Annotated in this window: 12 protein-coding genes; 5 read left to right on the forward strand and 7 right to left on the reverse strand. The window is 59.4% G+C overall.

Features of this window, described 5'->3' with window-relative positions; translation table 11 throughout:
* Nucleotides 1-110: 110 nt before the first annotated feature.
* The 6 genes from gcvT to CRD18_RS07305 form a co-directional block, all read right to left on the reverse strand.
* The gene (gcvT, locus tag CRD18_RS07280) at nt 111-1,283 is read right to left on the reverse strand and encodes a glycine cleavage system aminomethyltransferase GcvT (RefSeq protein ID WP_070605461.1); all 1,173 of its coding nucleotides are present in this window, start codon (nt 1,281-1,283) and stop codon (nt 111-113) included.
* A 279-nt stretch (nt 1,284-1,562) separates the two neighbouring features.
* Nucleotides 1,563-3,215, reverse strand: a complete 1,653-nt coding sequence (locus CRD18_RS07285) for a cation acetate symporter (protein ID WP_038626384.1) — start codon at nt 3,213-3,215, stop codon at nt 1,563-1,565.
* 2 nt (nt 3,216-3,217) lie between these two features.
* The gene (locus CRD18_RS07290) at nt 3,218-3,595 is read right to left on the reverse strand and encodes a DUF485 domain-containing protein (RefSeq protein ID WP_038626386.1); all 378 of its coding nucleotides are present in this window, start codon (nt 3,593-3,595) and stop codon (nt 3,218-3,220) included.
* 230 nt (nt 3,596-3,825) lie between these two features.
* Nucleotides 3,826-6,279: an HAD-IC family P-type ATPase gene (locus CRD18_RS07295; RefSeq protein ID WP_038626388.1), complete on the reverse strand. Its 2,454-nt coding sequence runs from the start codon at nt 6,277-6,279 to the stop codon at nt 3,826-3,828.
* A gap of 41 nt (nt 6,280-6,320) precedes the next feature.
* Nucleotides 6,321-7,073, reverse strand: a complete 753-nt coding sequence (locus CRD18_RS07300) for an enoyl-CoA hydratase (protein WP_187406617.1) — start codon at nt 7,071-7,073, stop codon at nt 6,321-6,323.
* Between the two features lie 61 nt (nt 7,074-7,134).
* A complete protein-coding gene (locus CRD18_RS07305) occupies nt 7,135-8,001 on the reverse strand; it encodes an aldo/keto reductase (protein WP_069359658.1) in 867 nt (288 codons plus the stop codon).
* A 133-nt stretch (nt 8,002-8,134) separates the two neighbouring features.
* On the opposite strand from CRD18_RS07305, the gene CRD18_RS07310 reads away from it, so the two are divergent.
* Genes CRD18_RS07310 through CRD18_RS07325 form a run of 4 tightly spaced genes read left to right on the forward strand, consistent with a single transcriptional unit; the run spans nt 8,135 to nt 11,197 of the window.
* The gene (locus tag CRD18_RS07310; protein WP_042388879.1) at nt 8,135-8,398 is read left to right on the forward strand and encodes a helix-turn-helix transcriptional regulator; all 264 of its coding nucleotides are present in this window, start codon (nt 8,135-8,137) and stop codon (nt 8,396-8,398) included.
* Nucleotides 8,399-8,400: 2 nt separating this feature from the next.
* Nucleotides 8,401-8,970 (forward strand): hypothetical protein, encoded by a 570-nt coding sequence (locus CRD18_RS07315; RefSeq protein ID WP_187406618.1) that lies wholly within the window; start codon nt 8,401-8,403, stop codon nt 8,968-8,970.
* Between the two features lie 59 nt (nt 8,971-9,029).
* Nucleotides 9,030-9,935 (forward strand): ABC transporter ATP-binding protein, encoded by a 906-nt coding sequence (locus CRD18_RS07320; protein WP_069359659.1) that lies wholly within the window; start codon nt 9,030-9,032, stop codon nt 9,933-9,935.
* The gene (locus CRD18_RS07325; RefSeq protein WP_016423304.1) at nt 9,932-11,197 is read left to right on the forward strand and encodes an ABC transporter permease; all 1,266 of its coding nucleotides are present in this window, start codon (nt 9,932-9,934) and stop codon (nt 11,195-11,197) included. The genes CRD18_RS07320 and CRD18_RS07325 overlap by 4 nt, the downstream gene beginning before the upstream one ends.
* A gap of 89 nt (nt 11,198-11,286) precedes the next feature.
* On the opposite strand, the gene CRD18_RS07330 is transcribed toward CRD18_RS07325, so the two are convergent.
* Nucleotides 11,287-12,273 carry a ribokinase gene (locus CRD18_RS07330; RefSeq protein ID WP_016423305.1) on the reverse strand — a complete coding sequence of 329 codons (987 nt, stop codon included), beginning with the start codon at nt 12,271-12,273 and terminating at the stop codon, nt 11,287-11,289.
* 108 nt (nt 12,274-12,381) lie between these two features.
* Between CRD18_RS07330 and CRD18_RS07335 the strand changes: the two genes are divergently transcribed.
* Complete coding sequence (locus tag CRD18_RS07335; protein ID WP_049189720.1) at nt 12,382-13,863, forward strand: carboxyl transferase domain-containing protein; 1,482 nt, start codon at nt 12,382-12,384, stop codon at nt 13,861-13,863.
* Nucleotides 13,864-13,933: the final 70 nt, after the last annotated feature.

The raw sequence follows: 13,933 nt of genomic DNA on the forward strand, positions 1-13,933 counted from the left end.
AACTGTTGATTTTTCATCGCTAGGCGCAGTTATGGTTCCACCTCAGCAGACACGTGCCCCGGATAGCACAAAATCCGATACGATTCGCGCAGCGTTTTTGGTTTTGGCATTTACTTGCGGTGACGACGGTTGTAGAACGGCGTCGGCACGACGGTAGCGGTAGTGTCGGTGCCTTCAACGGTCAGCTCAGTACCAGTGGCGGACTGCCAACGCTGAACGTATGCAAAACCGATGGGGTGGCCCAAAGTCGGCGACACCTTGGCGGAAGTCAACACGCCAACCTCGTTGCCTTCCGCATCAATGAGCTTGGTGCCACGCTTCGGAGCTTCATCACCGGAGAAACGCAGACCAACCAGCAGCTCCTTGGACTGCGGACGGTTAACCAGGGCGTTGCGGCCGATAAACTGCCCCTTGGTCGGCCCCATGATGGACTTCAGGCCGGCCTCCAGCGGAGTGCGGTCACGCGTGAGCTCGTAGCCGTAGAGCGGCATACCGGCCTCGAGGCGCAGGGTGTCGCGGCAGGCCAGACCACACGGCAGCAGGCCGAGGTCAGCACCGTTGTCAGCCGGATCCTCCGGATTTTCCACCTTGCCACCTGCTGCAATGATTGCACGCCAGACTTCGACGGCGCGGTCAGCCGGCGGGAAGATCTCGAAGCCGTCCTCACCGGTGTAGCCGGTTCGGGCGACAATCATTTCCACACCTGCGACCTCGAGCAGGGTGCAAGAGTAGTAATTCATGCCATCGAGGGTCGCGTGCAGATCCTGCGGCAGCAGACGGCGCAGAAGCTTCGCAGCCTTCGGCCCCTGAATGGCCAGGAGCACATTCTTGTCATTCATGCGCTCAACCTGGACGTTGTAGCCACCAACGCGCTCGCGCAGCGTCGAGTACACATCTTCAGCGGCTGCGGCATTCTGCACCAGCATGAATTCGTGACTACCGAGACGGTAAATGATGAGGTCATCAATAATGCCGCCGTCTTCCTGCACAATCATGGTGTACTTGGCACGACCCAACGCCAGCGGCTTGATTGCCGAAATCAGGGAGTGTGCAAGGAACGCCGCCGCATCCTCACCAGTGACGCGGATGATACCCATTAGCGACAGGTCGAAAACACCAACGGCCTCACGCACTGCGTTGTGCTCTGCAATTTCCGAAGAGTAGCGGAACGGCACTTCGTAGCCACCAACATTGCGCATTTCTGCGCCAAGGCTTACGTGCTCATCATGCAGGGCGCTACGGAAAGAATTGTTGTTCTCAGAAGCGCCAGAATTGTCAGTCATACACACTCCAATTATTGCGGTGGGGCAAACCAGATTGTTACCTTCCCACCTTATATCTAAGACTCCGAGCTCGCTTCCGCGAGCCCCTGCAGAGCTAGGGCAACAGCCCCGTCCATTAACTATCATGCACTGATTCGCACATGCTTGACGACGACCCCGCGCCCACCACAAAGGCCCCGCTACCAGTGACGATAACGGGGCCTTTGCATCTGTCTATTCAGTTAATTGAGATTGGCTGAGCTGTTCGGGCAGCGCTGCCAGCCAAGGACTCAGTGGTTATTAGTGATCAACCGCAGCCTCGGTACCGACACCGGTCAGGGAGCGAACTTCCATCTCAGCTGCCAGGTCATCGAAGTTATCCGGCTTGCCCATGTAGGTGGCGATGATGCCAGCCAAGAACGCCAGCGGGATTGCGAGCAGACCCGGCGAGGTCAGCGGGAACCAGGAGAAGTCAACGGACGGAATCATCGAGGACTCGCTGCCAGAAACTGCCGGGGAGAAGATAATCAGAACCAGCGAGGCGATGACACCGGTGTACATGGAGGCAACTGCGCCTGCGGTGTTGAAGCGCTTCCAGAACAGGGACATCAGGATGGTTGGAACGTTTGCGGATGCGGCCACTGCGAAGGCCAGTGACACCAGGAAGGCGACGTTCTGCCCCATGGCCAGGATGCCGAGGATAATGGAGACAACACCCAGCACGATAACGGTGATGCGGGAGACGCGAACCTGCTCGGCTTCCGTTGCCTGTCCCTTGCGGATCACGGCCTGGTAGAGGTCCTGGCCGACAGAAGCGGAAGCGGTAATTGCCAGACCAGCGACCACTGCCAGCACGGTAGCGAACGCCACTGCGGAGACCACTGCCATGAAGATGGAGCCACCGATTTCGAAGGCCAGCAGCGGAGCGGCAGCGTTGGCTCCGCCCGGCGCGGCCGTGATGCGGTCCGGGCCGACGAGCGCAGCAGCACCGTAGCCGAGCACCAGGGTCAACAGGTAGAAGCCACCGATGAGGATGATTGCCCAAGTCACGGACTTACGAGCTTCCTTTGCGGTCGGCACCGTGTAGAAGCGCATGAGCACGTGAGGCAGACCAGCAACACCGAGAACCAGTGCCAGGCCTAGCGAGATGAAGTCCAGCTGCTGGACGAAGGAGCCGCCGTACTTCAGACCCGGCTCAAGAATGGCGGAGGCTTCGTAGCCCTTCTCGGCGATGTAGTCCGAGCTCGCGTGCATGTCCACTGCGTCCTGCAGTAGCTGAGAGAAGTTGCCCTTAACACCCACCAGAATGATCAGGGTCATGATGATGACAGCACCGACCAGCAGGACGGCCTTAATCATCTGCACGTAAGTGGTGCCCTTCATGCCACCGATGAGAACGTAGGCAACCATGATGATGCCAACGACTGCGACAACGATGGACTGCTGAGTGGAGTCATGAATGTTGAGCAGCACGGCGACCAGGGAACCTGCACCGGCCATCTGCGCGATGAGGTAGAACAGGGTCACTGCGAGAGTGGAGATAGCAGCTGCGGTACGGACCGGACGCTGCTTAAGACGGAATGACAGCACGTCGGCCATGGTGAACTTACCGACGTTTCGCAGCGGCTCTGCAACCAGCAGCAGCGCGACGAGCCAAGCGACGAAGAAGCCGATGGAGTACAGGAATCCATCGTAACCAGTCAGCGCAATGGCGCCGACGATACCGAGGAAGGAAGCCGCCGAGAGGTAGTCACCTGCAATGGCGAGACCGTTTTGGGTACCGGAGAACTGTGCACCACCGGTGTAAAAGTCCGATGCTCCCTTGTTTCCGCCCTTGCCCACGCGAGTAACGATGAACATGGTCGCAACAATGAAGGCGACGAAGACCGCGATGTTGAGAATCGGGTTACCTGCTGCTGCAGTGTCATCTGCAGCAAAGAAACTGGTCAGCATGTCTATGCCTCCTTCTTTGCGACGATTTCAGCGATTTCTCCGCTTTCCAGTGCCTCGCGCAGCTCTGCCTGCATCGGCTCAAGCTTCTTGTTGGCGAAGTTGATGTACACCCAAGTGATGGCGAAGGTGGTCACGAACTGGAGCAGACCAAGGACAATGCCCAGGTTGATGTTGCCCAGTACGGGAGTTGCCATGAGGTCCGGCGCAAACGTCGCAAACAGAACGAATGCGATGTACCACACCAGACCTGCAACGGTCATCGGGATAGCGAATGAACGGAATGTAGAGCGGAGCTCTTGGAACTGCGCTGAGTCTTGCACGTAGCGGTACTCAGCCGCCTGTGGCTTATGCCGGCCTGTCGGCATAGGAGTTGCGGACACGGGCTAATCCTTTCCAGGAAGTTATGCAGGTGTTCGTAATGGGGTTCAGCACAGCCACCCTACTGGTGTGCCATGCACCACACTTTTCATTAGGTGTTGAAACAAAGTTACCTGGAACACAGTTAGCAAAGAAGTTAAATGCGACTAACCACTTCTCAGCGAGCCTTAAGGCACCCCCAAAAACGCCATTACCTGCATACTTGAGGAGACCTTTTACTACCCCCCCCCATTTACGCTGTTATGCTCGTATTCTCCACTTCTTCCGGCAATGGCTTACTCTGACGCCACCACCACAGCGCCTCGATAATGACCGCACCGATGGCGCCCACAATCAGCGCAGGAATCAACAGCTCCCGCCCCACCCAGTACAGATTAAGCACTGAAGCCACTGATCGAACCGAGAAAATAAACAGGTACGCTCCTGCCGACACCGCCAGCAACAGAACCTTCCACCAGGTGTATGGCCTAGCCACGACCACCAAGACCCAAAATGCCGAAACAATCAGCACAATGAGGGTCGCGGTGGACGCCTCCCCTCGTGCCGCATCGCCGGCGTCGACTCCCGGGTTTGCCCACAACCAAAATATGAAGGTCAACAACCCCACCGTGATGCCCGCCGGTATCGCTAAGCGCAACACGCGCCGCACGAAACCATCGCGCGCACGCTCCAAGTTAGGAGCCAACGACAGCACGAAGGCCGGGATTCCAATCGTGAACCAGCCCGTAATGGTCACATGAATCGGCTCGAATGGATAATCCATCCCCCACAGCCCCACAGCCAGCGCCAATACCACCGAGTAGATGGTCTTCGTCAAAAAGAGGTTGGCCACACGCTCGATATTGCCAATGACGCGACGCCCCTCCGCCACAATCATCGGCATCACGGCGAAGCGATTATCCAACAGCACCAACTGCGCAACCGAACGTGTCGCCGGCGCCCCATCGCCCATAGCCACGCCCAGATTCGCCGCTTTCAGCGCCAGCACATCATTGACACCGTCACCGGTCATCGCCACATGATGTCCGCGCGACTGCAGCGCATGGACCATATCGCGCTTATTCTCCGCCGTGACACGGCCAAAGATCTGCCGCGACTCCACAATGTCTGCAAATTCATCGCGAATCTCGGCGCTCTTAGCTTCGCTACCATCATCGCGGCTCGCCGGAAGCTCAGAAGCATCGACAGGGTTGTTAGCCCCCTGCATTTCCAGCTCACGTGCAACAGCCCCCACGGAGCGGTCATTGTCACCAGAAATGACCTTGACCTCGACACCTTCTTCATAGAAGTAGGCCACCGTGTCCGCCGCATCTGAACGCACCTTCTGCCCTAGCACGACAAGTGCGACCGGCTCCAACTCCACCTCGCCACTCTTCCGCAGCGCACCGCCGGGCAGGCCATCTGCCCCAACTGAGGTCCGCGCAAGCAGGAGCACACGAAGTCCTTCCTCCATAAGCTGCCGAGCTTTCTGCATGCCGACCGCGGAGTCGTCGACAAGCACATCGGGCGCGCCGAAAACCCACGTCGCACCGCCGTGATACGTCAGCGCCGACCACTTATTCGCTGAAGTGAAGGGGCGGGTTTCGGTCTGCTCATGCTTTACGACGTCCCCTGCGTCCGCAAGCCCATCGAGTAGTGCGCGAGCCGTTGCGTTGGGGCGATCGTCGAGCTTGCAAAGATTGATGAGCACAGCGTCGAGCTCATCGCGGGAAGTACCGTCACCCGATACGATATCGACTTCTACCAGCTGCATCGCGTTTTCGGTGAGTGTGCCAGTTTTGTCGACGCACACGGTGTCAACGCGCGCGAGACCTTCGATGGCGGGCAACTCATTGACCAGCACTCGATGCCGCCCCAAGCGCACCACGCCGAGGGCAAATGCGATGGTGGTCATGAGAACAAGCCCCTCAGGAACCATGGGCACCAGCGTGGCGACCATCCCCAGTAGCGCATCATTGAGATCATCGCCGGCAACAAAGAGCTGCGTATAGATTGCCAGAGCGCCGACGGGAATGAGAATCCAAGAAATGTAGGTCAGGATCTTGTTGATGCCGCGGAAGAGCTGGGAATCAGTCAGCGTGAACTTGTTGGCCTCAGCTGCGAGCTTGGCGGCGTAAGCCTCCTTGCCCACTTTGGTGGCCTGATATCGCGCCGACCCCACCACGACCGAGGAACCCGAGTAGACCATGTCCCCAACGCTCTTATCGACGGCATCGGATTCACCGGTGAGAGAGGATTCATCGACGGCCACGTCAGAGGCGTAGCGGAGAATACCGTCAACGACGATTTGGTCGCCGGGACCGACCTCGATGAGATCGTCGAGAACGACGGACTCGCGGTCGATCTCGCGAGCCGGCTCTCCGTCGCGAATGACCATGGGCTTTGCGCGGCCGACAATGGAGAGCTTGTCCAGTGTGCGCTTGGCACGCAGTTCTTGGATGATGCCGACGATAGAGTTGGCGATAATCAGCAGACCAAAGGCACCGTTGACGATTGAGCCGGTATAGAGCACGACTGCGAATAACACAGCGAGAATACCGTTAATCCGGGTAAACACATTGGCACGGATGATGTCCCACACACTGCGCCCGGATGTTGGCGGCAGCTCGTTGACGTGCCCCAACTCGATGCGTTGCTGGACCTGCTGTTGAGTAAGACCACTGTCGGGAGTTTTCCACGAGCCCATGCCTGCCTACCCTATTCGCCTAATTGCTGAACCTATTCGAACTATTTGCCAATGAAATTTGGTTCGCGCCTTTCAGCTCGCGCCTTCGATGCCTCCGCAGCATCCTCGGAAGCCCACACCGTGTCGTAGAGCTCCTGCTGGTAGTCCTTCAACGGGCTATGTGTCTCATCGTCGTTGAGCACCGCCTTGTGGTAGGCCAGTGACAGTGGCGCGTAGGTGGCGATACGGAGCGCTACCTCCTCCGCCTTGTCCGGACCACCAAGGTAGGAAGCCAGACCACAACCGCGGGCGGCTTCCTGATCCATGCGCTCGGCCGCCAACAAAATAGTGCGGGCGCGGGCACCGCCGACGAGTACGCGTACGCGGCGAATTGTCCAGGCATCGACAGCGATACCGAGCTTGACCGGCGGAATCATAAACCAGCCGCGCTCACCCACGACGCGCAAATCGGCCGCCATCGCCAGCTGCATCCCAGCGCCGACAGCCGGCCCCTGCACATCCGCTATAACCACCAGACGGCTGGCCTCGATTGTGCGCAGCATTCGACGGAGCTGTTCGTGGAAGGAATCTTCATGGTGCTGGCCACTCAGGTCGGCGCCCGCACAGAAAGCGCGGCCTTCGCCGCGCAGCAGGATAACGCGCTGCTCTGGAACCTCAGCGGCAGCTTCCACCGCATCGGCGATGTCACGACACACGTCGGCAGTCAGGGAGTTGCGCTTATGATCTCGGTCGATGGTGATAGTGACAATTGCGCCGTCGGCTTCGACGCGGATTTCAGATGCTGGGTTCGTCATAGCATTTAGGCTACCCGCGAAACACCAATAGTGATGGGGCTATAAGCAAATCTAAATTCGCTTATTCGTTGCCGAATACCCGCGGGTCGCCACTCAGGCGCCCGTCGGCACGCGCCATCGACGCAATCGTTTCCATGTCCTCGTCGGTGAGCTCAAAGTCGGTGACCTGAAAGTTCTCCTTGATGCGCGACGGCGTGCCCGACTTCGGGATGGCCACGATGCCACGCTGAAGGTGCCAGCGGATAGCAACTTGGGCGGGAGTTTTACCCAGGCGATCTGCGATTTCAGCAATCGGCGAGCCCTCAAAGTACTTCGCGCGCCCCAACGGCGACCAAGCCTGCGTGACAATACCGCGACGACGATCGTCTTCAACCTGCTCATTCTGCGGGAACTGCGGATGCAGCTCAATCTGGTTGACCACCGGAGTCTCCGAGAGCTGGTCGAGCACCTCTGGGTAAAAGTTCGCCACACCAACCGAGCGAATCAGCCCCTCACGATTGAGCTCCAGCAGCGTATCGAAACACTGCCCAAACGTCCCCTGCTTCTCCACCGGCCAGTGCACAAGCACCAGGTCAACGTAGTCAAGGCTGAGCCGTTCTAAAGATGCCCGCACGGACTCGCGCGTCGCCGCCGACCCCTGCGCATCGTTCCAGACCTTCGTGGTCACGAAGATATCTTCACGCTTTACGACGTTCGCAGCGACCGCATCAGCAATACCCTGCCCAACCCCTCGCTCATTGCGATAGAGCGATGCGGTGTCGATGTGGCGGTAGCCGATTTCCAGGGCGTAGCGCACGGATTCGCGCGCCTGCTCATCGTCAAGCTTGTAGGTACCGAACCCCAGAATCGGGATGGCGTTGCCATCGACCATTTCCACGTTGGCAATTCCGGTTGTCGCTGCATCGTACTTCAGATTGAGTGTGGTCATGCCAACCGAGTGTACGGACTGAAAATTTTTTAGATTTTTTCTACCCCGCTGACCTGCGGTTTAGAAAGGTGAGTGCGCTTCATTTTGTTGCGAACAGTTGACGTAGCGTTGTGTTTATATAACACTTTGGAGTGTGTCCCCAAAGATTAAACCCAAAGAACCGATATTCAACAGAATTTCAGTGCTGCGGGCAGAACACGGACTCAGCCGAGCCGAACTAGCCAAACAAGTAGAGGTCAATCCTCAAACGATTGGCGCGTTGGAGCGAGGTGACCACTACCCCAGCTTGGATCTGGCATTTCGCATCTGCGCGGTGTTCGATCTCCCCGTTGAGGCGGTGTTTTCTCGCGAGGAATTCAAGCCCATGTCCTCTGCCCTATACCGAAAGGAAAGCTAACGATGCCAGCTATTCGGGCTGAAGACGCAACACCGAACTTTTTCGAAAAGCTAGAAGCCCGGCGCGAAGCGAAGTACACAAAGCGTGTCGAGCAGATGTCGAGCTGGTTGCCCAAGTGGCGCAACCAGGCGGCGCGGCGGAAGCTGGTCATCGCATTCGAGGTGTGCCTTGTGCTGATGCTGCTGAGCGGCATCGCGCTTCTCGGTAGCCTGACCGATATTTTCCCGGGATGGCTTTCTCTGCTCTGGCCAGTGATTTCCCTCATTATGGTCGTCGTCTGGACCAGCCTCAACATCACAGTCGACATGGTTGACAGCGCACCGACCTCGCTACTGGACGAATACCAGCAGGAACAGATTCTGAACCTGCGGGGGCTGACATATCGCTGCTTCACCTACTTCGGCTTGGTGGCCTTCCTTGCTCTCGTTCTGGTGGGCACCTATGTCCTGAACGCGCAACCTGACTGGGGACGCTACATTCCGTACAGCTTCGGAATCTTCGGAATTATCGCTTTCCTCTACATTTCCACGCTGCCCACCGTCGTCTACGCCTGGAATCTGCGCGACGACTAGTACGGGCTCAAAAACTCATATCCCTCCTCTGCCCTTCACTCCTCAATCTAAGGATCACCATGAACAGCCTCATTATTGACGGGCTTGAGAAGTCCTACGGAGACCTGCAGGTTCTCCGTGGCATGAGCTTCCAAGTTCACCCTGGAGAAATCTACGGCTTCGTCGGCTCTAACGGTGCCGGCAAGACCACCACTATGCGCATTGCCCTGGGCGTGCTGGCCACCGATAAAGGCGAGGTGCGCATCGGCGATACCCCGATGAATGACTCGCTGCGCCGCACGATTGGCTACATGCCAGAAGAACGCGGCCTCTACCCCAAGGCTGAAGTCCGCAAGCAGCTGATTTACTTTGCTCGCCTACACGGTGTGCCCACCAAGCGCGCGGAATCCAATGCCGACAACTTGTTGGAGCGCCTCGGTCTCACCGAGCGTGCCAACGACAAGGTCGACACGCTCTCGCTCGGCAATCAGCAGCGCGTGCAGCTGGCAGCCTCCCTCGTCCACGACCCAGAAATACTAGTCCTCGACGAGCCCTTCTCTGGTCTCGACCCAGTTGCGGTCAAGGTGATGAGCTCCGTACTCAAGGAGTACGCCGACCGCGGCACCCCGATTGTGTTCTCTTCCCACCAGCTCGACCTTGTCGAGCGCATGTGTGACCGCGTCGGCATCATCCGCGACGGCCGCATGCTCGTGGAAGGCACTGTTGATGAGCTGCGAGCACGGGGCCCACGGGCTTTCGTCGTCAAGCTCGATGGTGCGCCCCAGGATTGGGCGACCTCCGTCGAGGGCGTGACAAGCGTGGAGCGTGATACCCATGGTGCCACCGTCGTTCACCTCGATTCCAACGCCCCCGCCGACACCGACCAGAAGCTGCTACACAGCGCGATGGCAGCGGGAACGGTCCGTTCGTTTGGACCTCTGCAAATTCCACTTACCGAGCTCTACCAGGAGGCCGTACAGCAATGAGCACCAACACTTACAACGCCTCAACGGCCGTCAAGACTGTTTTCGTCCGCGAACTCCGCGAGCATCTGCTGAAGAAAAGCTCGCTAATCACGCTCATCATCATGGCAGTGGCGGCCGTCGGCGGTATCTTCGTTGCCGACTACATGACCTCCAAGTCCGATAATGACACCGTAAAAATCGCGGTCGTCGGAGAAGCGCCGTTCGCGGACTCTCTCGCCGACGCTACCGCCGAAATAAAGGATGCTGAAGGCGCGGATGCCGCAGCCGGCGCATTTGCCACAGCATCGCTCTCACCGTTGGAGATTACGTCCGCGGCAGACGACAAGGCCGCTCGCGCTGCCGTCACCGACGGCGACGCCGACGCCGCTCTCGTCCCCGACACCGCAGAAGGCAAGGAGGGCTCGTGGAAGCTGCTTGCCGACGACGCCCCATCCTGGCTGGCCCCAATGCTGCAGGAATCGCTGCAGAAACAAAATGAAGCCATGCTGCTCAGCGAAAACGGAATCAACCCCAGCGAGTTTTTCTCCAAGACTCAAAGCGCAGCCGTGTCGGTGGAGTCGCTGGATGAAGCCAAAGACGAGAAGATGCCCGCAGTGGTCATCACACTGATTGGTGTGATGGTCATGATGACCGCCATCCTCGTCTTCGGCGGCGCGGTGGCCACCAGCGTCATCGAGGAGAAGTCCTCCCGCGTCATCGAGATCATTCTCTCGACCGTTCGCCCGGCGCACCTGCTGGCTGGCAAGATCCTCGGCGCCGGTCTGGCTGGCATCATCATGATGAGCGTGCTGACCGCCAGCGCCGCAGTTGCCCTCATGATTACCGGATTGGCGGAGAGCTTCGATGTGCCGTGGTCCGCAGTCTGGCTGCTGGTCCCGTGCTTCATCCTCGGTTACTTCTTCTTCGCCGCGCTGTATGCAGCCTCCGCATCCTTGGTCAGCCGTATGGAAGATTTCCAGGGCGCACAGATGCCGGTACTGGTGTTCTCGCTGATCACGATGTATGTTCCGCTGTTTGGCTGGAGCAAGCTGGACTCTACCGTCATGCAGATTGCAGCGTGGATTCCACCGGTTTCCATCACCACTGCCCCGATGCAGTACGCCGTTGGCAACTTCTCCGCACTCCAGTTGGCGGCTTCGCTGCTAATCATGGTTGTGGGAGTAGCCGCAGTCATCGCACTCGCCGCCTGGATCTACCCGCGCAATGTCCTGCGCACCGGTGCCGCGGTCAGCTGGAAGAAGGCTCTGACAGCCAAGAGCTAGCCCCAGCCCTGCCCAAAAGAGCGTGACTCCTTCGGCCACGGTCACCTAAAACCGAATAATCGTCAATCGCGTAGTTTGCTCAGCGCACCTTATAGACCATGGTCCGCCGCAAACTGCGCGATTTTTCCTGTCTCGCCATAGGAGGTCTGCGCCCCCACGCCTGTCGCCGCATGAGCCGAGACCACCGCCGCAAGACGAGCTGCCGTCACCACATCATCGCCCGCGGCCAACGCGGTGAGGACCGTACCCATGTACGCATCACCGCAGCCCGTGGTGTCCACGACCTCGATGGGCAGCGCTGGAATGCGAGTGACTGCCACCTCGCTTTCCGACGTCCTCAAGACCGCAGACCCCTCCCCGCCAAGTGTGACAATGGCCGTGGAAATCCCGTGTTCGTCGGCAAGCGCGCGCCCAACCGCATCCCACTGACCGTGCTCGCAACCGGCGACCGCGCGCTCGGAGCCGATGATGGCTGCGAGTTCGTGCTCGTTGACAATGAGGACATCGACCAGCGCGAGCAGATCCTCACTGACCGCCCGAATCGGCGACAGGTTGAACACCACCGGCACACCCGCATCGTGGGCAATCTGTGCGGCGGCCAGGACAGCCTCATCACAAATCTCCAGACACAGACCGAGGCACCCAGCCCGCTGAATCTTGTCCGCATGACTGCGCACCATCTCAGCATCGACTTCACCATTGGCGCCAGCGGAGATGACAATGAAATTCTCCGCCGCATCATCAACGACAATCATGGCTGTACCAGTGGCAGAGTCGACGGTCTCAACTGCAGAGATGTCCACGTGAGCGTCGGTAAGCGCGTCGCGCAGCAACTGCGCATTGGGATCCGAACCGACCGCGCCGACCAGTTCCACGGCCGCGCCCAGTCTTCCAGCCGTCGCCGCCTGATTCGCCGACTTACCGCCCGGCAGAATGCGCAGAGGACTGCCCTCGATAGTCTCGCCACCATGCGGCAGGCGCTTCACGGTGACGGTCAGGTCTGCGTTGATGGAACCGACGACACATACGTTTGGCCTCTGTTCAGCCAGCTCGGTGAGGCGCTCAGTAATCGGCATTGGTTCGACTCCTCGGTAGTGCGGACACGTTTTTTCCGACAATAGCGCTACCCCTTTCCGCCCACCATCGACTAAGCCGGTTTACCCCTTGTTTACTACCGTGGAGGTATGGCTAGAATCAGCGCCCAACAAGTAATAGATACCGTCCTCGACCACGGAAGTTTCACCTCCTGGGACGGCGCGCCCGAGCATGGCAACATCGACGAGTCCTACCGCGGCACACTGTCCCGAGCCTCTGAGAAGACCGGTCTCGATGAGGCCGTTATCACCGGCGAAGGCACCGTCGGCGGCAAGCGCGTCGCCGTCATCTGTTCTGAGTTCGGCTTCCTCGGCGGTTCTATCGGCGCCGCAACCGCTCGTCGTATTATTCGCAGCATCGAGCGCGCGACTGCGGAGCAGCTGCCCCTGTTGCTCTCCCCGACCTCGGGCGGCACTCGCATGCAGGAGGGCACTGCGGCGTTCGCGCTCATGATCTCTATTACCACCGCAGTGGCGCGCCACAAGGATTCTCACTTGCCATTCCTGGTGTACCTGCGCAATCCCACCACCGGTGGTGTCATGGCGTCGTGGGGGTCGGCAGGCCACTTCACCTTCGCAGAGCCCGGCGCACTTCTCGGCTTCCTCGGCCCGCGCGTCGTCGAGCTCGCTACCGGCGAACCCATGCCCGAAGGCGTTCAGACCTCCGAGAACCTGTTCAAGCAGGGCATTATCGACGGCATCATTCCGCTCGAAGGTCTGCGCGGCGCTGTCCGCCGCACCATCGACGTGCTTGCCGACGGAGACCCCAGCGAACCCACCCCACCGCCAGTAGCAGCCATTGATGGTCGCGATACCTGGGAAGCTATCCTGCGCACCCGCGATACTTCTCGTCCAGGTGGCGGCGACATTATCGATGCCCTTGTCGACTGCTCCGTGCCGATTTCCGGCACTGGCGATGGCCACAAGTCGCTGTCGGTTCGGGCTCGCCTGGCGCGGATTGGTGAGCGGCCGGTGATTCTGGTCGCCCAGGATCGCCATAACCAGCCGCCGCTGGGCACGCATCCAATGGGGCCGGGTTCGCTGCGTTTTGCCCGCCGTGCGATGCGCATCGCGGAAAGCCTGAACATTCCGCTGGTCACGGTCATTGACACCCCAGGCGCTGAGTTGACCAAGGACGCCGAGGAAAATGCCATGGCCGGCGAGATTGCCCGCACCTTGACCACGCTGGTGAACTTGAAGGTTCCGACCGTGTCACTCATTCTCGGCCAGGGCTGCGGTGGCGGTGCGCTGGCCATGCTGCCCTCTGACCGCGTGCTGGCAATGCACGATGCCTGGATGTCTCCGTTGCCGCCGGAGGGTGCTTCGGCGATTATCTACCGAGACACCGAGCATGCCCCGGAAATGATGGAGGAGCAGGGCGTTGGCGCCGAGGCCATGCTGAAGACCGGGGTCATCGACGAGATTGTGGCCGAACCTGAGAATCCGGCCGAACTGCCCCGCCGTGCTCTGAGTGCTATCGAGCACGCCCTCTGGGAGCTAGAGAAGAATCCGGCTCGCGTTGGCCGTGAGCAGCGTTTCGACCACTACCGTCGCTTCGCGCTGAGCGAGTAAGGGGGCTGGGGCCTGGTGTGGGGCTGGTTTGGGCCTTCAGCCCCCACCCCAACCTCAGAAAGCAAGAAAG

Source organism: Corynebacterium sp. LK31, assembly GCF_014335015.1.
In the GTDB taxonomy this organism is placed as follows: Bacteria; Actinomycetota; Actinomycetes; order Mycobacteriales; family Mycobacteriaceae; genus Corynebacterium; species Corynebacterium jeikeium_D.

Excerpts from the sequence above, each read along its gene's own strand:
- gcvT (WP_070605461.1), bottom strand. The coding sequence starts at position 1,283 with ATGACTGACAATTCTGGCGCTTCTGAGAACAACAATTCTTTCCGTAGC.
- CRD18_RS07320 (WP_069359659.1), top strand. The coding sequence starts at position 9,030 with ATGAACAGCCTCATTATTGACGGGCTTGAGAAGTCCTACGGAGACCTG.
- CRD18_RS07330 (WP_016423305.1), bottom strand. The coding sequence starts at position 12,273 with ATGCCGATTACTGAGCGCCTCACCGAGCTGGCTGAACAGAGGCCAAAC.
- CRD18_RS07285 (WP_038626384.1), bottom strand. The coding sequence starts at position 3,215 with ATGCTGACCAGTTTCTTTGCTGCAGATGACACTGCAGCAGCAGGTAAC.
- CRD18_RS07335 (WP_049189720.1), top strand. The coding sequence starts at position 12,382 with ATGGCTAGAATCAGCGCCCAACAAGTAATAGATACCGTCCTCGACCAC.
- CRD18_RS07325 (WP_016423304.1), top strand. The coding sequence starts at position 9,932 with ATGAGCACCAACACTTACAACGCCTCAACGGCCGTCAAGACTGTTTTC.
- CRD18_RS07305 (WP_069359658.1), bottom strand. The coding sequence starts at position 8,001 with ATGACCACACTCAATCTGAAGTACGATGCAGCGACAACCGGAATTGCC.
- CRD18_RS07315 (WP_187406618.1), top strand. The coding sequence starts at position 8,401 with ATGCCAGCTATTCGGGCTGAAGACGCAACACCGAACTTTTTCGAAAAG.
- CRD18_RS07295 (WP_038626388.1), bottom strand. The coding sequence starts at position 6,279 with ATGGGCTCGTGGAAAACTCCCGACAGTGGTCTTACTCAACAGCAGGTC.
- CRD18_RS07300 (WP_187406617.1), bottom strand. The coding sequence starts at position 7,073 with ATGACGAACCCAGCATCTGAAATCCGCGTCGAAGCCGACGGCGCAATT.